17 protein-coding genes are annotated in these 19852 nt (G+C 66.7%); 5 read left to right on the top strand and 12 right to left on the bottom strand.

What is annotated here, in order from left to right; translation table 11 throughout:
• Nucleotides 1-299: 299 nt before the first annotated feature.
• Nucleotides 300-1529 (top strand): inositol-3-phosphate synthase, encoded by a 1230-nt coding sequence (locus C448_RS05150; RefSeq protein ID WP_049916059.1) that lies wholly within the window; start codon nt 300-302, stop codon nt 1527-1529.
• Nucleotides 1522-2874: an alkaline phosphatase family protein gene (locus tag C448_RS05155; protein ID WP_004052319.1), complete on the top strand. Its 1353-nt coding sequence runs from the start codon at nt 1522-1524 to the stop codon at nt 2872-2874. Before C448_RS05150 ends, C448_RS05155 begins: the two co-directional genes overlap by 8 nt.
• Before the next feature lie 4 nt (nt 2875-2878).
• Here C448_RS05155 and C448_RS05160 read toward each other — a convergent pair whose 3' ends face one another.
• The 3 genes from C448_RS05160 to purH form a co-directional block, all read right to left on the bottom strand.
• Nucleotides 2879-4999: a PQQ-dependent sugar dehydrogenase gene (locus tag C448_RS05160; RefSeq protein ID WP_004052321.1), complete on the bottom strand. Its 2121-nt coding sequence runs from the start codon at nt 4997-4999 to the stop codon at nt 2879-2881.
• Complete coding sequence (locus C448_RS05165; protein ID WP_004052323.1) at nt 4996-7038, bottom strand: PQQ-dependent sugar dehydrogenase; 2043 nt, start codon at nt 7036-7038, stop codon at nt 4996-4998. Before C448_RS05165 ends, C448_RS05160 begins: the two co-directional genes overlap by 4 nt.
• 170 nt (nt 7039-7208) lie before the next feature.
• On the bottom strand, nt 7209-8795 hold the full coding sequence (gene purH / locus C448_RS05170; protein WP_004052325.1) for a bifunctional phosphoribosylaminoimidazolecarboxamide formyltransferase/IMP cyclohydrolase: 1587 nt from the start codon (nt 8793-8795) through the stop codon (nt 7209-7211).
• Between the two features lie 430 nt (nt 8796-9225).
• Here purH and purB point away from each other — a divergent pair, with 430 nt between their 5' ends.
• Nucleotides 9226-10608 carry an adenylosuccinate lyase gene (gene purB, locus C448_RS05175; RefSeq protein WP_004052327.1) on the top strand — a complete coding sequence of 461 codons (1383 nt, stop codon included), beginning with the start codon at nt 9226-9228 and terminating at the stop codon, nt 10606-10608.
• A 240-nt stretch (nt 10609-10848) separates the two neighbouring features.
• Here the strand turns inward: purB and C448_RS05180 are convergent, their stop codons facing one another.
• The 7 genes from C448_RS05180 to dapA are packed head-to-tail and all read right to left on the bottom strand — an operon-like array spanning nt 10849 to nt 17041.
• The gene (locus C448_RS05180) at nt 10849-11310 is read right to left on the bottom strand and encodes a ferritin-like domain-containing protein (RefSeq protein ID WP_193363112.1); all 462 of its coding nucleotides are present in this window, start codon (nt 11308-11310) and stop codon (nt 10849-10851) included.
• 24 nt (nt 11311-11334) lie between these two features.
• Entirely contained in the window at nt 11335-12432 is a 1098-nt protein-coding gene (locus tag C448_RS05185; RefSeq protein WP_004052332.1) for a M20 family metallopeptidase, read from the bottom strand.
• Nucleotides 12432-13301 carry a diaminopimelate epimerase gene (dapF, locus tag C448_RS05190; RefSeq protein WP_004052334.1) on the bottom strand — a complete coding sequence of 290 codons (870 nt, stop codon included), beginning with the start codon at nt 13299-13301 and terminating at the stop codon, nt 12432-12434. Before dapF ends, C448_RS05185 begins: the two co-directional genes overlap by 1 nt.
• Nucleotides 13298-14548 (bottom strand): diaminopimelate decarboxylase, encoded by a 1251-nt coding sequence (gene lysA, locus C448_RS05195; protein WP_004052336.1) that lies wholly within the window; start codon nt 14546-14548, stop codon nt 13298-13300. The genes dapF and lysA overlap by 4 nt, the downstream gene beginning before the upstream one ends.
• Nucleotides 14545-15372, bottom strand: a complete 828-nt coding sequence (locus C448_RS05200) for a 2,3,4,5-tetrahydropyridine-2,6-dicarboxylate N-succinyltransferase (protein ID WP_004052338.1) — start codon at nt 15370-15372, stop codon at nt 14545-14547. Before C448_RS05200 ends, lysA begins: the two co-directional genes overlap by 4 nt.
• Complete coding sequence (gene dapB / locus C448_RS05205; RefSeq protein ID WP_004052340.1) at nt 15369-16133, bottom strand: 4-hydroxy-tetrahydrodipicolinate reductase; 765 nt, start codon at nt 16131-16133, stop codon at nt 15369-15371. The genes C448_RS05200 and dapB overlap by 4 nt, the downstream gene beginning before the upstream one ends.
• The gene (dapA, locus tag C448_RS05210) at nt 16130-17041 is read right to left on the bottom strand and encodes a 4-hydroxy-tetrahydrodipicolinate synthase (protein ID WP_004052342.1); all 912 of its coding nucleotides are present in this window, start codon (nt 17039-17041) and stop codon (nt 16130-16132) included. Before dapA ends, dapB begins: the two co-directional genes overlap by 4 nt.
• 279 nt (nt 17042-17320) lie before the next feature.
• On the opposite strand from dapA, the gene C448_RS05215 reads away from it, so the two are divergent.
• Nucleotides 17321-17821 carry a LabA-like NYN domain-containing protein gene (locus C448_RS05215; protein WP_004052343.1) on the top strand — a complete coding sequence of 167 codons (501 nt, stop codon included), beginning with the start codon at nt 17321-17323 and terminating at the stop codon, nt 17819-17821.
• On the opposite strand, the gene C448_RS05220 is transcribed toward C448_RS05215, so the two are convergent.
• The gene (locus tag C448_RS05220) at nt 17818-18003 is read right to left on the bottom strand and encodes a hypothetical protein (RefSeq protein WP_004052346.1); all 186 of its coding nucleotides are present in this window, start codon (nt 18001-18003) and stop codon (nt 17818-17820) included. The genes C448_RS05215 and C448_RS05220 overlap by 4 nt on opposite strands.
• 100 nt (nt 18004-18103) lie before the next feature.
• On the opposite strand from C448_RS05220, the gene C448_RS05225 reads away from it, so the two are divergent.
• Nucleotides 18104-18586, top strand: a complete 483-nt coding sequence (locus C448_RS05225; protein WP_004052348.1) for a PUA domain-containing protein — start codon at nt 18104-18106, stop codon at nt 18584-18586.
• A gap of 9 nt (nt 18587-18595) precedes the next feature.
• Here C448_RS05225 and pan1 read toward each other — a convergent pair whose 3' ends face one another.
• Nucleotides 18596-19807 (bottom strand): proteasome-activating nucleotidase Pan1, encoded by a 1212-nt coding sequence (pan1, locus tag C448_RS05230; RefSeq protein WP_004052350.1) that lies wholly within the window; start codon nt 19805-19807, stop codon nt 18596-18598.
• Nucleotides 19808-19852: the final 45 nt, after the last annotated feature.

The following is a 19852-nucleotide window of genomic DNA, read 5'->3' on the forward strand; positions in this document are numbered from 1 at the left end:
CCGTGAGCGAAGCGAGCGAGGAGCGCAGTCGGCTGGGGAGGTATGTGGGCTGTTGCGGTTCTCATTTGAGTCAGGATTCGTCGCGTTGGGGTCGCTGCTGTGGAACTAATTGATCATCCCGCAAAACCATCCGGCCAACGATCGAACAGTTCGGTGCCGACATCACAAAGTAGGTGTGTCTCGGAATCGTGGTTTGAGAGGATGCAGCGACGGACTTCCGAGCCGATCGGAAAACAGGGGATCGAATCGCAATCGAATCGGGATGGACGATCGAACGCCACGACGGTCGGGTGGTCGCGATGAGCGCGAGCATCGGGGTTTGGCTCGTCGGCGCACGCGGGAACGTCGCCACGACGGCGATGATCGGTGCACGCGCCATCGCCCACGGCGCGACCGACACGACGGGGATGGTCACCGAGCGCGCGCCGTGTACGGACCTCGATCTGCCATCCGTCGACTCGCTGGTCTTCGGCGGTCACGACGTCCAGGACGGCAGCGTCGCCGAGACGGCCGAGCGCCTCGCGGAGCGCAACGGCATTCCCGATCGCGCGACGCTCGACGCCGTTCGTGACGATCTCGCCGTGATCGACGAGCGCATCGAGACCGGCACGGCACGCAACTGCGGGCAGGCGGTCGAGAAACTCGCCGACGGGGAAACTGACGAATCGCTCTCGCTGCGGGCGATCGTCGGGGACATCCAGGATGACTACGAGAGGTTTCGCGAGGCGAACGATTTGGAGCGGGTCGTCGTCATCAACGTCGCCTCCTCCGAACCGTTGCCGGCCGATCCCGAGAAGTACGACTCGATCGAGGCCATCGAGCGCGCGCTCGACGAGGACGAACCGCTGCCGGCGAGTTCGCTGTACGCCTACGCCGCGCTTGCCGGCGGCCATCCGTTCGTGAACTTCACGCCGAACGCCGCGAACGCGCTCGGTGGATTGCACGAGCTGGCCGAGCGTGAGGGCGTCCCGCACATGGGCAAGGACGGCAAGACGGGCGAGACACTGATGAAATCCACGCTCGCGCCGATGTTCGCTCAGCGCAATCTCCGGGTGCGCTCGTGGGAGGGTCACAACATCCTCGGGAACAAAGACGGTGAAGTGCTTGAGGACGATGCAAACAAAGCTGGAAAGTTGGCGAGCAAGGGTGGTGTGCTCGATGGCATCCTCGACGAGGACCTCCACAACCGGGTCCGAATCGACTACACGCCCGCGCTCGGCGACTGGAAGACCGCGTGGGACGACATCCGTTTTCGCGGCTTTCTCGACACGGACATGAAGCTCCAGTTCACCTGGGAGGGCTCCGATTCGGCGCTCGCCGCGCCGCTCGTGCTCGATCTCGCGCGATTGCTCGCGTTCGCCGACGAACAGGGCGAGTCGGGACTGCAGCCCCAGCTCGCTTCCTTCTTCAAAGCGCCGCTCGGCGTCGACGAACACGGCCTCTCGAAACAGTTCGGGATGCTTGAAGAGTACGTCGAAGCACACACCGCACGGCCGACCGCGGTCGGCGCGGAGGACGGCGATGACTGACAACGACGCGGGACGGGCGATCGTCCTCGACGTGATCGGGCTCGAACGCGAGCACGTCGAGTCGGGGCTCGCGCCGAACATCGCCGATCTCGTGGCCGACGGCGCGCGTGCGGACCTCCAGTCACCGTTCCCGGCCGTGACGCTGCCCGTCCAGAGCACGCTCGCCACAGGTCAATCGCCCGCAAACCACGGCGACGTGGCCAACGGCGAGTACGACAGGGAGAACGACACGGCGGCGCTCTGGGAGCGCGACAGCGAGAGCCGGGATCGCCTCTGGGAGAGCGCGAGCGAGGCGGGGCTCACTACTGGAGTGTTCTGCTTCCAGCATCTCATCGGCACGACGGCGGACGTCGCGCTCACGCCCTCGCCGATCGAGGACGAGGAGAACAACATCCTGGAGATGAACTGCTGGACCAACCCCGACGGATTTTACGACGAGCTCGAAGCCGAATACGGCCACTTCCCGCTCCACACGTACTGGGGTCCCGGCGCGAACGAGGAATCGACCGCGTGGATCCTCGACGCCGCCCGCGAGGCCATCGACCGCTACGATCCCGACCTGCTCTGGATCTACATCCCGTATCTCGACTACGCCGGACTGGCCCACGGCGCGAGCAGCGACGAACTCCGCGAGGCGATCGGCGTCGCCGACGAGCTCGTCGGAGACTTCCTCGACTTCCTGCGCGCTGACGAGCGCTGGGGTGAAACAGCAGTGAACGTCGTCAGCGAGTACGGCTTCCACGATGTCGACACACCCGTGTTCCCGAACCGCGCGCTACGCGAGGCCGGACTGCTCTCGGTTCAGGACGATGGCGAGGGCGGCGAGGAACTCGATCTGCCGAATTCGCGGGCGTTCGCGCTGGTCGACCATCAGGTGACCCACGTCTACGCCGACGAGGACGTCGTCGACGAGGCACGTGAGGCGCTCACCGGACTCGATGGCGTCGAACGCGTGCTCGGCGAGGAAGGAAAAAAAGAGTACGGCGTCGCCCATCCGAACGCCGGCGACCTCGTCTGCGTTGCCGAGCGATCGGGCTGGTTCCAGTATTACTGGTGGTTCGACGACGCGAACGCACCGTACTACGCCCGCGACATGGATATCCACGCGAAACCCGGCTTCGATCCCGTCGAACTGTTCTTCGGCGACGAGGGGCTCGTCTCGCTCGATGCCTCGAAGGTCGGCGGGTCGCACGGTCGCGCCGACGTCGACGGGTTCTACGGGCTGGGCGGTCCCGCCGCCCCCGACTCGGTGCCCGACGACGTGGACGCACGGACGGTCGCGCCAACGCTGACCGACCTGCTCGATATCGAAGTCGAAACGGCATTCGAGCGCGACGCGCTGTAAAAATCTATTCTTTGCGTCCGGACAGCAACCGGGCCGCACCGATCGTCAGCCCCGACAGCGCCGCCAGGACGCCGAACCCGGGGCCGGAGTCGCTGCTCGTCCCCGCCGACACGCCGCCTTCGCCGCCCGCCTGCGTCCCCTCGGTCGCCGTCCGTGGGCTCGTCCCGTCAGTCGACGATGTCGTGGCGTCTGTCCGGCCGACCCCGGTCGTCCCGGCGGCCGTCGTGTTCGTGGTGGCCGTCGCATTCAGGGTTGTCGCCGAGCCGTTCGGGGCGGTCGCGTTGCCAGTCGCGGTCGCTCCCTGGGATTGGGGTGGCACGATACGGTGGACCGCGCCGGTCGCCTCGCTGCCCGGATTCGCAGTCGTCAACACGTAGAGCCGGTCGTCGTTGTCGCGGCCCATCGCGAGGATGTAGCCGCCGACGAACCCGCTGTCGGTGTTCTCGACCGAGAGCTCCGCGATGTCCCAGAGACCGTCGTCCTCGGCGGGCGTGGCCGCCAGCAGCGACCCCGTCGGCGTCTCGGTCTCCTTCGATTTGCGGAAGTCGCCGAAGACGTAGTCGCCCTGGAGCTCGGGGATCGCGTCGCGCTGGTAGAGATAGCCCCCCATGGCTGCCGAACCGACACCCTGCCCGTCGGCGCTGTGTGGATACTCGATCACGGGATCGATGAGCTGTTCGCCGCCACGCACGTCCGACGGGAGTTTGCTCGGGCAGTTCTCGGGCGGGTTGCGACTGCCCTCGGGACCGGGTTTGAAACAATGAGTCCCCTCACGGACGTTCCACCCGTAGTTCTTGTTCTTCTCGACGATATCGATCTCCTCGAACCCGTTCTGGCCGACGTCGGAGGTGAACAGCTTCCCGTCGGAAAAGCCCATCCGCCACGGGTTACGGAACCCCCACGCGAACTGCTCGTTCAGTCCGTCCCTCCCCACGAGCGGGTTGTCGTCGGGAATCCCGTAGGCCTTGTCGCCCTCCTGGCTGTCGACGTCGATGCGCAGGATCGAGCCGAGCAGGTTCTCGGTGACGTCCTGGCCGTTGCCACCCTCGTTGCGGTCGTACCAGTCGCTGACGTGACCCAGGTCGGTGTCGTGTGCGCCGCCACCGTCGCCCATCGCCACGTAGAGATAGCCGTCGTCGGGCCCGAAGACGATCGCGCCGGCGTTGTGCGTGTCGTACGGCGAGGGGATTTCGAGGATCGTCCGTTCCGAGTCGACGTTCCCGGTCGAGCCGTCCTCGCTCGCCTCGAACTCGGAGAGCACCTCGGTGTGCGAGAACTCGTCGGGCGTCCCCTCCCGCGAGGGGGCGCTGTATCGCAGGTAGAACTTCCGGTTGTCCGCGAAGTTCGGATGAAACGCCATCCCGAGCAGCCCCATCTCGCCAGTGATCTCGGTCAGCTGCTCGCTCACGTCGATGAACGGCTCCTCGTTCAGGCTTCCCGACTCGTGGACGTAGACCTGTCCGATGCGATCGGCAATGAAGTAGCGACCGCTCTCGCCCGGCGGGACGCCGAAATCGAGCGGTGCGGTGAGTGTCCCCTCCGTCACCGTCTCGATGCGCACCGTCGGACCGTCACCGAAATACGATGACGAGCCGCCGCTCTCGGTCGTGGTCCGGGTTGCGGTCTCCTCGCCGAAGGCGATCGAGCCGTGCATCGAGCTTCGGTGTGGCTCACAGATGTACTCGGCCATCTCCTCGCGCGCGGTGAATGCGATCGTCTGGGTCGCGCCCTGCTCGTTCATCACTTCGGTGCGCTTGAGCACCTCACCCTTATCGTCGAGCAACGCGATGTTGTGGCCCTGGCCATCGATGTTCTTCCAGGTGATGCGGTAGTCGACGCCGGCGTCGAGCTGGAGCGTCGGATTGCTCTCGCCGGCGATCGATTCGGGCTTGCGACCCTTCCAGCCGCCGATCTCGCCGCCGAGACGGATCTGCGTCGGCTGGGACTGTGCACCCGCGATCCCCCCTGCACCGACGAGCGCACCGGCCGCCGCGCTCGCGCGGAGGAATCGTCTGCGGGTCGTTGCGTGTCGGTCTGTCGCGGCGTTCGTTCTCATTGATGTCTCGCTGTCGTCGGTCGGATCGTCGCGGTGCTGGGATGGGGTCGAACGGCCACGGCGGCTCATCGATCGTCACCATCCAGCAGGCGTGCGACGCCGAGCGCGATCGCGGCGAGCCCGGCGAGAATGCCGAATCCCGGCCCGTCGCCGCTCACGATACCGCCGCTCTCGCCCGTCCGTGCCGTGTCCGACTCGTTCGTCGTCTCGGTCGGCGTTGCCGTCGCCGTTGCCGTTGCGGTCGGTGTCGGCGTCGGTTCGGGAGTCGCCGTCGCGGTCGCCGGTCGAGCTGGCGTCTCGGTCGTCGCGGTCGAGCGTTCCTCGGCCTCCGGTGGCCGAAGACGATGGACGGCACCCGTCTCACCCTCGACGCCGAGGTTGTCGGTCGTCAGCGCGTAGAGCTCGCCGTCGTTATCGCGGGCGACACAGAGGAGATAGGCACCGAGCTCGCCGTTCTCGCCGTTGCCGATCGAGATCTCCTCGACCGACCACGAGTCGCCCTCGACTGGCGTGGCGGCGAACAGCGATCCGCGTGGTGTGCCGTCCTTGCTGTAATCGCCGAACACGTACTTGTTTCGAAGACCGGGAATGGTCGCGTTCCGGTAGATGTAGCCGCCGATGACGGCGACGCCGACGCCGTTCGTCTCGTAGGTGTGCGGATACTCGATCACGGGATCGATGAGCGGCTCCCCGCCGCGGACGTTCGGCGGCGTCTTCGTGGGACAGTTGGCGCGATACGGGTCCGATCCCTGCGTGGCGACGAAACAGTGGCCGCCCTCGCGGACGTTCCAGCCGTAGTTGCCACCCTTGCGAACGACGTTGACCTCCTCGTAACGGCGCTGACCGACGTCGGCGGCCATCAGCTTCCCGTCAGAGAAGCCGATGCGCCACGGGTTGCGAAAGCCCCAGGCGTAGTGTTCGTCCAGACCCTCTTTGCCGACGAGCGGGTTGTCGCCGGGGATGCCGTAGGCCTTGTCGCCGTCGCGGCCATCGACGTCGATGCGCAGGATCGATCCCATGAGGTTCTGAGTGACGTCCTGGCCGTTGCCGCCGAGGTTCGCACCGTACCAGTCGTCGGGCTGTTTCGACGATTTGAGTGCGCCGCCGCCGTTGCCGATGCCGATATACAGGTAGTCGTCGGGCCCGAAGACGATCGCGCCGCCGTTGTGCGTGTAGTACGGCGAGGGGATTTCGAGGATCGTCCGCTGGGAGTCCGCGACCGCCCCAGTCACATCCTCGTTGGCTTCGAACTCGGCGATGACCTGCGTATGCGTGTAGTTCCCGGGCGTTCCGGGGCGTGATTTGGCGCTGAAGTGGACGTAGAACTTCCGATTGTCCGCGAAGTTCGGATGAAAGGCCAGCCCGAGCAGCCCGCGTTCATCGATCGTCTTGATCTCGGGGAGGTTGTCGAAATCGATGAGCTGATCGCGCACGTCGAGGAAGACGTCGCCGCCGCTGCCGTCGGCCCCGTACCGACGGATGACGCCGATCTGGTCGACGATGAAGAACGCGTCGCGCTCGCCGGGTGGGGCTTCGAGCCCGAGCGGGGCGGTGATGCCGCCGTCGACGACGGTATCGGTCCTGACCGTCGGGCCCGTCGGGAAGAACCCCTCCGGCTCGCTCGATTCGGCCGTCGTCGTCTCGGTCGTGCCGCTCTCGCTCGACAGCGTGATGTCGCCGCGCATCGAGTTGAGGTGGGCCTGACAGACGTACTCGTCCATCGCCTCGGTCGCCGTGAACTCCAGTGTCTGCGTCTGCCCCTCGTCGGACATGTACTGGGTGCGCTCGATGACGGCGTCGTCGGCATCGAGCAGGGCGACGTTGTGCTGTGCGCCGTCGACGTTCTTCCACGTCAGTCGGTAGGTCGTCCCGATGTCGAGTTCGAGCGTTGGGTTGGTCGTCCCCTGAATCCCAGAGGGCTTGCGACCGACCCAACCGGTCGTCTCGCCGCCGAGACGGATCGTCTCGGGCTGGGACTGGGCGCGTGCACCCGTGATGCTTCCGACGCCGGCGAGACCGGTCACGCCGGCAGCGGTGGCAGCGAGAAAGCGCCGGCGGGAGGGCCGACCGGACGGAATGGAGGTCTCTCCGTTGGTTCCCTTCGTCATGATCACTCCCGGACCGCTCGTCGCACGGTGGCGGTGCCGGTGACTGTCTGAACGGGGGGTCGGTGCTCACTTAGGGGTTGTGATACGCCCATCAGCCGACGGAAATCGCCCCGCTAAGAACTGAACACCGCGATCGTCGAACACCCCTCCGTTCACCCATTCTCGCCCGTTCAATCGTGGCGGAACGCGCGCTGGCCGGTGTGAGCCATCGCGATCCCGGCCTCGTCGGCGGCCGCGATCACGTCGTCGTCGTTGACCGACCCGCCGGGCTGGACGACCGCCTCGATGCCCGCGTCGACGGCCGCCTCGATTCCGTCGGGGAACGGGAAGAAGGCGTCCGAGGCCATCACCGCGCCCGCTGCGGATTTCCCATCGGCATGTTCGTCGGCCTTCATCGCGGCGAGGCGCACCGCATCGACCCGCGAGACCTGTCCCATGCCGATGCCCACGGTCTCGGTCCCGTCGGCGAAGACGATGGCGTTCGATTTGACGTGTTTGATGACCTGCCACGCGAAACACATCGTCTTCAGCTGGGCGTCGCTCGGTTCGCGCTCGGTGACGATCTCCAGATCCGCGGGCGTGATTACCTGCTCATCACGTTCCTGGATCAGTCGCCCGCCGGCAAGCGGTTTTTCGACCAGCGGGGATGGATCGGTATCGAAGTCCTCGATGTCGAGCACTCGGAGGTTGTCCTTCTCGCGCAGCACCGCGAGTGCGTCCTCGGTGTAGTCCGGCGCGAGGACGACCTCCTTGAACGACTCGACGATTTGCTCGGCGGTCGCCTCGTCGCACTCGCGGTTCAGCGCGACGATCCCCCCGAACGCGCTCATCGGATCGGTAGCGAGCGCGTCCTCGTAGGCCGCCGCGAGCGTGTCGGCGGTCGCACAGCCCGCGGGGTTGGTGTGCTTTATCACTGCGGCCGCTGGCTCGTCGAACTCGCGGACCAGCCCGAGCGCGCCGTCGGCGTCGTTGTAGTTGTTGTACGAGAGCGCCTTCGCACCGGGGTTCAGCTGTGGCGCATCGACGACGCTCGCCCCCGCGTCCGCGTCGGCGTAGAGCGCGGCCGACTGGTGTGGGTTCTCGCCGTAACGGAGTTCCGCCGCGCGCTCGCTGCCTCGGACGCGTCGGGTTGGAAACGAACGGTTTCGATCGCCTGCGATCCGTACCTCGCGCTCGTCGCCCTCGCCTTCGATGGTCAGTTTTCCCTCGGCGAACAGCCTGACGGCGCGCGGATAGGCCGCGAACTCGGCCTCGTGGAGCACGCGCTCCTTCAGCGATTCCGGATCGTCGTCGGCATAGACCGCGACCGGCTCCTGGGTGACGATCGGGCCGGCGTCGACCTCTTCGGTGACGAGATGGACGGTACAACCGGTGACGTCGACGTCGGCGTCGAGGACCTGCTCGTGGGCGTCGATCCCCGGGAACGCCGGGAGAAGGGACGGATGGACGTTGAACGCCGGTGGCGCAGCCTCGACGAACCCGTCGGTGAGCACGCGCATGTAGCCGTCGAGACAGACCAGTTCGGCGTCGTACTCGTCGAGTCGGTCGAGCAGTCGTCGTTCGTGACTCTCCCGGGACTCTCCATCCTCGGGTTCGACGACCTCGGTGGGAATCCCGCGCTCGGCGGCCGCGTCAAGCACCGGCGCGTCGGCGTCATTGGTGAGAACGACGCTCAGTTCCGCGCCGCCGGGCGCGCGGTCGGCGATCCGAACGAGGTTGCGGCCGCGATTACCCGCCAGTCCCGCGATCGGTGTCATGGCTGAAGGGGACGCGCCGTGCGCAAAGTGCGTTCGGATTCGAGAACGGCGGCCACGGGCCATCCTTCGATGAAATTCGTGAGAAATTCGACGTCCCACATGGCGCGCGCTCGTGCTCGTGTGCGAACGAAGTGAACACCGAGCGCGAACACTGTGCGAGGTCTGCACGAACGCAGCGAGTGCAGGCTCGTCAGAGCGAAGCTCTGACGGTGGATGAGTGAGCGACCGCAGGAAGCGAGCGAATCGGCTGGGGAGGCGTGTGGGCTGTGCGGGATTCATTGTCGTCAGGTAGTGCGGTCACAACTGCTCTACTGACCGAGACTGAATTTGACGACCCGAGAAGCCAATATGGCACCTGAAATCGAATCGAACACATGAGAGCGATCAGTGATTCGACACCCATTTCACCGGACTCGGGTCAGTCGTACGCATGACAGACCGCGGCCCGCTTTCGTCCGTGTCGCCGCTCGATGGCCGGTACGCACGCTACACCGAACCGCTCGTCGAGTACGCGAGCGAGACAGCCCTGCTGCGCGCTCGCGTCCGCGTCGAAGTCGAGTATCTCGTCGCGCTCGCGGATCTCGACGCCACTCCGCTCAACATCGACGCCGATGACCGGGAAAGTCTCAGAGAACTCTACGAGGAGTTCTCCGAAGAGGACGCGGCGCGAATCAAGCGTATCGAAACCGAGGGCACCGCCGAGCACTCGGCGACCAATCACGACGTGAAGGCCGTCGAGTATTTCGTCCGCGACGGGCTCCCCGATCCGGACGTCGCGCCGTGGGTCCACTTCGGCCTGACGAGCGAGGACGTCAACAACCTCGCGCGCCGACTGCTGCTCAAGCCCGCCGTCGAGGTGGTGCTGGTGCCCGAACTCGACGCGATCCGGGAGTCGTTCGCAGAAATGGCGCGCGAGCACGGCGATAGCCCGATGCTGGCGCGCACGCACGGCCAACCGGCGACGCCGACGACGTTCGGCAAGGAGATGGCCGTCTACGCCGGTCGGCTGGAGAGAGTCATCGAGCGCATCGAACACGCTGCCGACGATCTCGCGGGCAAACTCGCAGGCGCGAGCGGGACCTATGCCGCCCACCACGCCGCCTATCCCGATGTCGACTGGCGGGCCTTTGCACAGGATTTCGTCCGCTCGCTGGGGCTCGCCCATGTTGAGCCCGTCACGCAGATCAACCCGTGTGACGATCTTGCGGCACTGTTCGACGCACTCCGCGGTGCGAACACGATCCTGCTCGACGCCGATCGGGACATGTGGCGCTACGTCTCGGATGGCTATCTCGGCCAGGAGAGCGACGCGGGCGAGACGGGCTCGTCGACGATGCCGCACAAGGTCAACCCGATCGACTTCGAGAACAGCGAGGGGAACCTCTCGAAGGCCGACAGCGATCTCTCCTTCCTCGCCGAGACCCTCACCACCTCGCGCCTCCAGCGCGACCTCTCGGACTCGACGGTCAAGCGGAACGTGGGCGCGGCGCTCGCCCACAGCCTGATCGGCTATCGGAAGACGCAGACCGGCCTCTCGAAGATCGTCCCGAACGAGCGGGTGATGCGCGAGGAGTTGGAGAAAAATCCCGAGGTCATCGGCGAGGCGGTCCAGACGATCCTCCGCCGCGAAGGCCACACCGACGCCTACGAGCGGGTGAAGAAGCTCACCCGCGGGCGACGCACTAGCCTCGACGATTTCCGCGAGCTGTTCGCCGACCTCGACGTCGACGAGACGACGCGTGCGGAACTGCGCGCGCTCACGCCCGCCGACTACATTGGGCTGGCGGCAGAACTGGCCGATTCGATGGAATGAAATTCGGTCACGAACGCGACTGAAACGATCACTACGGCTCACACGAACCGCAACAGCCCACATACCTCCCCAACCGATTCGCTCGCTCCCTTCGGTCGCCCACTCATCCACCGTCAGAGCTTTGCTCTGACGAGCCTGCACTCGCTGTGCTCGTGCAGATCTCGCACGCCGATCCGCGTCCGGCGTTCGCTATCACTCTCGCCGGACGCGAGCGCGCCCGTGTGAAAATCAGTCGCTGCGTCAGCTGTCGTACTCTTTCCGATAGCCTTCGAACTCGGTGAGATGCTCCTCCTCGTCGGCGAGCAGCTCCGTCGCGAGGTCCTCGGTCACGGGGTCGTCTGCCTCATCGGCAACGGTGACGAGTTCGCGGTAGGTCTCGACCGCACCCTCTTCGGCCTCGATGACACCGTCGATCACCGCGAGCGTGTCGGTCGGGTCCTCGGGCGGCTGGAGGCTCTCTTGGCCCATTTCGATCTCGTACGAGCCCTTCGGCTGGTCGCCCAACTGGACGATCCGCTCGCCGAGCTCCTCGGCGTGGCCGAGCTCCTCCTCGACATCGGCGCTCAGGCTGTCGGCGACCTCCTCGGCGGCGACGCCCGCGAGCGCGATCGCATCGCTCTGGTAGTTGATGACGGTCTCGAACTCGTCGTTGCGTGCCTCGTGCAGCAGGTCGAGCACCTGCTCGTCACCCTCCATACTCATGGGTTCGATTCGAGCGCCGCGTTCTTAAGTCCCAGTCCTCCGGAAGAGCGATACGAGAACCCGGTCGAGCAGTTCCGCCGCGCGTTCGACCTCGGGAAGGCGGACGTACTCGCGCTCGGCGTGGGCCACCGGGCCATCCGCGTCGGCGAGGACGCCCGGCCCGAACACCACGGTCGGAGCTTCACGGGCGAAATACGACGCCTCGGTCGCGGCCGTGAACGGGCGGGGTTCACAGCCCGCGTCCTGAAATTCCTTGACCACTCCCGAATCGGCCGACGTCTCGAACGCCTCCAGAAACGGCGTCTCGCGCTCGGTGAGGGTGAACGACACGGACGAGCCGAGCCGTTCGCGGAGGTAGTCGTCGAGATCGCGCTCGAAACCCGCCGCCGTCTCCGGCGGCACACTCCGACGATCGACGACGATCTCGCAGCCAGCGGGCACCTGATTCGTCGCGGTTCCACCCTCGACGACCGTCGGTGTGAGCGTCGGCACACCGAGATCGGGATGGGCCGAGAGCGCGTCGGAGCGCTCGCCAAACTCGTCGATGGCCTCGATGGCGACTGCGGCCCCTGTGATCGCGTTCGTCCCGGTGTGGGGTTCGGCGGCGTGGGCGCTCTCGCCCTCGACACTCACCGTTCCCTCGAAACGTCCCTTGCCGGCGGTACAGACGTCCAAACCGGTCGGTTCGCCGACGATAACTGCGTCACCGCGCTCGCCATCGAGATCGAGTGATGGTACGAGCGCCGCCGCACCGTGCGATCTGAGTTCCTCGTCCGGCGTCACCGCGAGCGTGAGCCGTCCCCGATCGGGCTCGCAATCGAGAAACGCCGCCAGCATCGCCGCGAGCGGCCCCTTCGCGTCGCAGGAGCCTCGACCGTGGAGCACGTCGCCATCCCGCTCGGCGGGCACGTGCGGCGCGACCGTATCGAGATGGGTGTTCAGAACGATATGCGGCCCGTCCATCTCTCCCTTGCTCGCCAGCACGCTCCCCCCGTCGTGGACGGTCGGTTCGACGCCGTTGGCGGCGAGGCAGTCACACAGCAGCGCGCGCATCGGCTCGACGGTCTCGTGCGAGGGTGTCTCGACGGCCGTTTCGAGAAATTCGAGCGGGTCGAACCCCATCAGTCGCCGGCCGCCCCGTCGGTCCCGCCCTTGACGACCGGTGAGGCAGCCATCGAGACGCTCCCGGCGAACTCGCGCTCGGTCGGACCGGCGAGCGTCGCACCGCGCGCGGTGAACCGAACGTCGAGGCGGCCACCCGGCGGACGGACGGCGACCGAATCGCGCTCGGTCAGGCCGAGCTCGCGGGCGACCGCCGCGATCGCCACGGCACCGGTTCCACACGAGCGGGTCTCGCCCTCGACGCCACGCTCGTAGGTCCGTTGGTCGAACCCGTCGTCGCGCGGGCTGGCGAGCGTCACGTTCGCCCCATGCGGGAACCGATTGGCATGGCGCACCGGCGGTGCGAGCGCGTCGAGATCGACGGTCGCAACGTCGTCGACGAACGCCACGGCGTGGGGAACGCCGGTGTCGACCGCCGTCACGGACAGATCCTCGACTGACTCGTCGAGTAACGGTTCGTCGCCGGCAAGCGGGACGGCATCGGGTGCGAAGCTCGCTGCACCCATCTCGACGGTCACACCTTCAGCGTCGTCGACGGTCGCGCGCCGAGTGCCGGCCTGGGTGTCGACCATCACCGTCTCCGCGGCCGTTCGCTCGGCCGCCCACGCCGCCGCACAGCGTGCGCCGTTGCCACACATCGGCGCGGTCGAGCCGTCGGGTTGGACGAGCGTCATCACCACGCGCGGCGACGCGTAGCCGTCTTCGAGCGCGAGGAAGAGCACGCCGTCGGCACCCGTCCGCTCGCCGACCGCAAGCCCATCGTCACTATCGCAGAGCTCGATCGCGAGCGCCCGCCGGTCGGCGACGGGTTCGCTCGCGTCGATCACGAAGAAGTCGTTGCCCGTGCCGTGGTACTTCTCGACGTTCATCGTTCGAGCCTCCCGAGATCCGCGATCGTCTCGCGGCGCACGCACAGCTCGCCCCCGTCGCCGTCGAGCGCGACGATCGCTGGCCGTGGGCGCGAGTTGTACGTGCTCGCCATCTCGTAGCCGTAGGCTCCGGCGTTGCCGACGGCGAGGAAATCACCGCGTTCGGGTGCTGGCAGCTCGCGATCGCGCCCAAGCACGTCGCCGGATTCACAGACCGGCCCGGCGACCGTCGCCGCGACCGTCTCGCGACCCTCGACAGTCGCTACGAGCGATCGAATTTCGTGGAAGGCGTCGTAGAGTGCCGGCCGGGCGAGAGTCGTCATCCCGGCGTCGACGCCGACCACGGTCGTCTCGGGTGTCGGCTTCACCGTCGTCACCTCGGCGAGGAGCACGCCCGCGTCGGCGACGAGATAGCGTCCCGGCTCGATCCCCAGTCGGGCGTCGGCCGAGAACGCCTCGCGGGTCGCACGGGCGAGAGTGTCCACGTCGAGCGGTGCTTCCGTATCGCGGTATGGAACGCCGAACCCGCCGCCGACGCTCACCGTATCGAGGTCGATATTCGCAGCGGCGATCTCGTCGGCGAGATCGCTCATCCGTTCGACGAGTGCGCGATGAGCCGCGAGATCCTCGGTCTCCAGGATGCCGCTGCCGGCGTGGGCGTGGAGACCCTCGACCGCAAAGCCGCGCTCGTCGGCGTCACGTACGGCCGCCGCGGCACGATCGATCGGGATCCCGAACTTCGGATCCGCCCCTGTCCGGACTTTCTCGTGGTGGCCAGCGCCGACGCCGGGGTTCACGCGCACGTAGATCTCCCCGGACCAGTCACGCTCCGCGAGCGCGTCGAGCGTGTCGAGCGCGCCGACCGTGATCGTGATCTCGTGCTCGTCGGCACATTCGACGACCCTGTCGAGATCGCGGGCGGGCGGGTTGACGGCCGTATAGCGCACGTCGGCAAACCCTGCCTCGCACGCGCGGACGACCTCACCGGCCGACGCGCACTCGGCACCGAAGCCCACCTCGGCGATCGCAGCGAGCACCGGTGTTCGAGCGTTTGCCTTCACCGCGTAGTCGATGGCGGCATCCGGGAACGACTCCCGGAGGCGTGCGGCGTTCTCGCGCACTCGCTCGATGTCGACGACGTACAGCGGCGTCCCGTGTTCGTCGGCGAACTCGCGCAGACGGTCCGCCGACCAGTCCGCGAGCCGTCGGACGGGCGGGTTCGCCGTCGTTACGGCAGCACCCGTCATCGAAGCGCGTCCTCGCGTTCGGTCGCTTCGAGAGTTCGGTCCTCGACGGCCGTCGCCACCACCGCCGGCTTGTACGCCCCGCCGTCGAAGAGGTCGTGGTCGCCGATCGAGGATTCGACGAACCGTGTGAACGCCCGCCGTTCGGGCGGCAGTTCACCGTAGACGACCGCCTCCTCGACGAGGTCGTAGACCGGAATTCGCGGCGTGAGCAGCGTGTTCTCGCCGACCACCGAATCGTGACCGACGACGAACCCGGAGGTGACGCGACAGCCAGCACCCAACGAGACGCCCTCCTCGACGATCACGGGCGTGTCCTCGACCGGTTCGAGCACGCCACCGATGAGCGTGTTCGCCCCGAGCTTCACGTCCGCACCGATCTGCGCACAGGAACCGACCGTATCACAGGAGTCGATGAGCGTGCCGTCGCCGACGTACGCGCCCGCGTTGACGAAGCTCGGACTCATCATGATCGCGTCGCCACCGAGATGCGCACCGCGCCTGATGACCGTCCCGTCGGGCGTGTTGCGGGTGCCACGCTCGCCGAGGTCACTCGTGGAGCGGAGCGGCAGCACGTCGTGATAGCCGACGTCGCCGTACTCCCGGCGCTCGGTCTCGCGAAGGCTGAAATTGAGCAGGATGCCCTGCTTCACCCACTCGTTGGCCACCCATTTGTCACCACTCTGCTCGGCGGCGCGCACCTCACCGGCTTCGAGCGCGTCGAGGAACGCGTCGAGCGTCGCCCGCTCGTCCGATCCCGCGTCACTCGCCGTCAGACCGTCCTCGGAGCGCTGCCAGAGGGCCTCGACGTCCGACTGGAGGCTCATGCGAGCACCTCCCCGAACTCGTAGAATCCCGGATCGCGCTCGGCGAGCCAGACTGCCGCATCGAGCGCACCCGAGGCGAACACCGCCCGGCTCTCGGCGCGATGGGTGAACGTGAGCACCTCGTCGTTGCCCGCGAACAACACCTCGTGTTCGCCGCGGATGCCGCCCGCACGGCGGACGTGAACGCCGATCTCGCCGTCAGCACGTGGCTGGTCGCCCTCGCGACCGTAGGTTCGGTCGTGCTCGCCACCGCTCGCGTCGTCGATGCCGTCAAGGAGGGTCTTGGCTGTCCCGCTCGGTGCGTCCTGCTTGCGATTGTGATGGGTCTCAGTCATTTCGATATCATAGTCCGAAAGCGTCTCCGTGATCTCGCCGAGTGCCTCGCCAAGCGCGTGGATCCCCTGCGAGAAGTTCGTCGCCCACAGCAGGGGCACCCGCTCGGCGCTCGTCTCTAGTGCGTCGCGACCGTCCGCGTCGAAACCGGTCGTCCCCGTGACGAAGCCGACGCCCGCCTCCGCACAGGCCGCGGCGTACTCGATCGCCGATTCGGGACCGGTAAAATCGACCACCACGTCGGTGGGTCGATCGGCCAGCAGCGTCGGCAGATCGGCCGCGTCGTGGACCCCCTGGCCGGCGACGCGCTCGCCGTCTGCCCCGCGATTGACCGCGACGTTCACATCTATCTCCTCGCGGTCGGTGGCCGTCTCCAAGACTGCGGTCCCCATCGTTCCTGTCGCTCCCGTGACACCGATCGCCGTCATCGCTCGGCCTCCAAGAGTCGATCGGCATCGTCGAGATCGGCGAGCACGGATTCGAGTTCCTCGCGATGGTTGGACGAGAGTCGCGACAGCGGCGGGCGCATCCGTGGCGAGACGTGCCCGCGGATCGAGAGCGCCTCCTTCAGCGGGATGGGGTTGGTCTCCCAGAACAGCGCCCGAAAGAGCGGCCCGAGTTCGAGATGGTGCTCGCGTGCCCGCTCGAAATCGCCGTCGAGGGCTGCGTGGACCATCTCGCCGACACGCTCGGGTTCGACGTTCGCCGCGACGCTGATGGTGCCGCGCGCGCCCGCCGCGAGCGCCGGCAGCGTGAGCCCGTCCTCGCCCGACAGAACGGCGAACTCCGCCTCGCGCGTCCGCTCGACGAGTTCGCTCAGTCGCCCGAGATCGCCGCTCGCCGACTTGAAGCCGACGACGTTCTCGTTCTCGGCGAGCGCCGCCGCCGTGTCGATCTCGATCGTGCGCCCCGTGCGCCCGGGGACGTTGTAGACGATCTGCGGGAGATCGACGGCGTCGGCGATCGTGCGGTAGTGATCCTCCATCCCGGCGGGTTCGGGCTTGTTGTAGTACGGTGAGATCAGGAGGAGGGCATCCGCGCCGGCGTCGCGCGTCCGCTCGGCGAGGGCGAGCGCCTCGTGGGTGGCGTTCGAGCCGGCCCCCGCGATCACGGGGATCGAGACCGCGTCGACCACCGTCTCGACGACCGAGACGTGCTCGTCGTGCGAAAGGGTAGCGCTCTCGCCGGTGGTACCGACGGGAACGAGCCCGTCGACGCCTGCCCGTTCGAGCCGTTCGGCTTCCGCTCGTAGTCCGTCGAAGTCGATGCTGTCGTCCGCTTCTAACGGCGTGACCATCGCAGGGAACACGCCGTCGAGATCGATGTCGTGTGTCATGTGGGTGGTGTCGCTACTCGGAGATCGATGCTGATCGAAAACAGCGCGCGACGGGGACGCTACGCCCGCCGCGAGCTACCCGCCGCCCGTTTGGTCGCGCGAACGGGACCGTCACACCCGCCGCTCTGCCCGCTCGCTCGCTCGGGTGTGACGCGTCGCATACCCGATCAACTGTACCCGGCACACTTAGGAATTGCGTCGTACGCGATACCTGCCGGCCGATCCATCCCGTTCTTTCGGTGACGAAACGCTTTAGCGGACACTCCGAGGAATGCCCGCATGTCGAACGTCGTTCAACCGGGCCAGCGCGTCGCGGTGCTCGTCGATTCACAGAACCTCTATCACACCACCCAGAGCGTCTATTCGCGCAACATCGACTACGAGGAACTGCTCGACGAAGCCGTGGCCGGGCGCGAGCTGACTCGTGCCATCGCCTACGTCATCCGGGCGAACTCGCCGAACGAGGAGAACTTCTTCGAGGCACTTCAGGAGATCGGCTTCGAGACCAAGATCAAGGAGATCAAGACCCACGCCGACGGCTCCAAATCGGCCGACTGGGACGTCGGCATGATCCTCGACGCGGTGACGCTCGCGCCGAACCTCGACAGCGTCGTCATCTGTACGGGCGACGGCGATTTCTCCAGACTCTGCTCGCATCTGCGCCACGAGGGCGTCCGTATCGAGGCGATGGCGTTCGGCGAATCGACCTCCGAAGAACTCGTCGACGCCGCCGATGCCTTCACCGACCTCTCGGCGCGCTCCGACCGGTTCCTGCTCTAAACCGTTCCTTCGGAGGTACCGATGAGCAGCGAGCCGGCGGCCATCGCGAGCGCCGCGACGACCGCCAGCGGGATCGGTACCGCGAACCCGAGCGTCGAGGCGGGAAACGCGAACAGCATGACGATTATCGCCCCGACCACCAGGAGTACGCCACCCGCGCCGATCTGCGTCCGTTCGTTCATGACTCCCACTGCGACCCACGGGGTATAAATGGCTTCGAAAGCCTCGCGCCGATCGACGCGGGATGGGCGCGTTTTTGCCGACCGACGCGCGAACGGCAGTATGGACGATTTCGCACGGCTGCGCACGGTCGCCGACTACCAGTTCGGCGCGGGCGCTGGCGCGGCACTCTTTCCACCCGACGGCTCGTTTTCGGTACGACGATCACGAACCGGCCGGCCACAGCAGATCTTCGCCGACGGCGAACGCCTCGTCTCCTACGGCACCGACGGCCGCTTCACGCTTGGACTGGCCGGCGGCGAACGACTCCGAACGGCGCTCGCTGCGCCACAGGTACGCGTCGTCGTCGGCACGGAGAGCGATCCGTTCGTCAGGGAGGGGAAAAACGCCTTCGCGAAATTCGTCCGCGACGTCGATCCGGCGATCAGACCGGGCGACGCGGTCTGCATCGTCGGACCGGACAACGATCTCTTCGGCGTGGGACGGGCGGAGCTCTCGGCCGACGCGATGGCGGAGTTCGAGACGGGTGTCGCCGTCAAAACACGAGAAGGAGCCGCGACGACAGAGCAGTCGGATCGGTCGTAGCGACGCGATTCAGGCGAACGTCTTCGAGACGTCCGCGTCGACCTCGTCGGTGTCGATCTTCGTCCACGCCTCGTGGAAGTCCTCCATCCGCACCTCGGTCCGGTCGTCGCGGATGGCGAACATACCGGCCTCGGTACAGATCGCCTTGATGTCGGCCCCGCTGGCCTCGGCGATGTCGGTGGCGAGCTCCTCGAACGTGACGTCGTCGGCGAGATTCATCCCGCGCGTGTGGATCTCGAAGATCTTCTCGCGACCCTCGGCGTTCGGTTTCGGCACCTCGATGAGGCGATCGAACCGTCCCGGACGGAGAATCGCCCGATCGAGCATGTCGAAGCGGTTCGTTGCGGCGATGATTCTGACCTCGCCGCGCTCCTCGAAGCCGTCCATCTCCGAGAGGAGCTGCATCATCGTGCGCTGGACCTCGGCGTCGCCGGAGGTCTTCGAGTCCGTCCGTTTGGAGGCGATGGCGTCGATCTCGTCGATGAAGATGACGGCGGGCTCGTGCTCGCGGGCGACCTCGAAGAGATCGCGGACGAGCTTCGCGCCCTCGCCGATGAACTTGTGGACGAGCTCGGAGCCGGCCATCTTGATGAAGGTCGCGTCGGTCTGGTTGGCGACAGCCTTGGCGAGCATCGTCTTGCCCGTGCCGGGCGGACCGTGCAACAGCACGCCGGAGGGTGGTTCGATACCCACGTCGGTGAACATCTCCGGCGATTCGAGCGGGAGTTCGACGGTCTCGCGCACCTCGTTCATCTGCTCTTCGAGCCCGCCGATGTCCTCGTAGTTCACGCCGGGGCTCTCTTCGACTTCCATCACGCGCGCCCGGACGTCGGTCTCGTCCGAGAGATCGGTGACGACCGACAGCGAGTTGTTCACCGCCACCCGGGAACCGGGCTCGATCTCCTCGCGGGTCTCCGGCGTGACCTCGGTGACTGCCTCCTGGTTGTTGCCGTGCTGTTTGATGATGACGCCGTCGTCGGTCATCTCCTGGACGGTGGCGACGAACAGCGGCGACTGTTTCAGCTTCTTGTTCTCGTGGGTGAGCCGTTCGAGCTTCTGTTTGTACTTGTTGTTCTCGGCGTTCGCGTCGAGCAGCTTGTCGCGCATCTCCTCGTTCTGGCCGTCGAGGATGTCGATGCGTTCCTCAAGCGATTCGATCTTCTCCTGTTGTGAGGCGTCGGTATCGTACGGTTGGTCCACGTCGTCGACCGTATCGGTCATTGGCCTCGGTAGGGCACACTTTCATAAGAGCGTTCGGGTCGTCAC

Source organism: Halococcus morrhuae DSM 1307 (assembly GCF_000336695.1).
GTDB lineage: Archaea > Halobacteriota > Halobacteria > Halobacteriales > Halococcaceae > Halococcus > Halococcus morrhuae.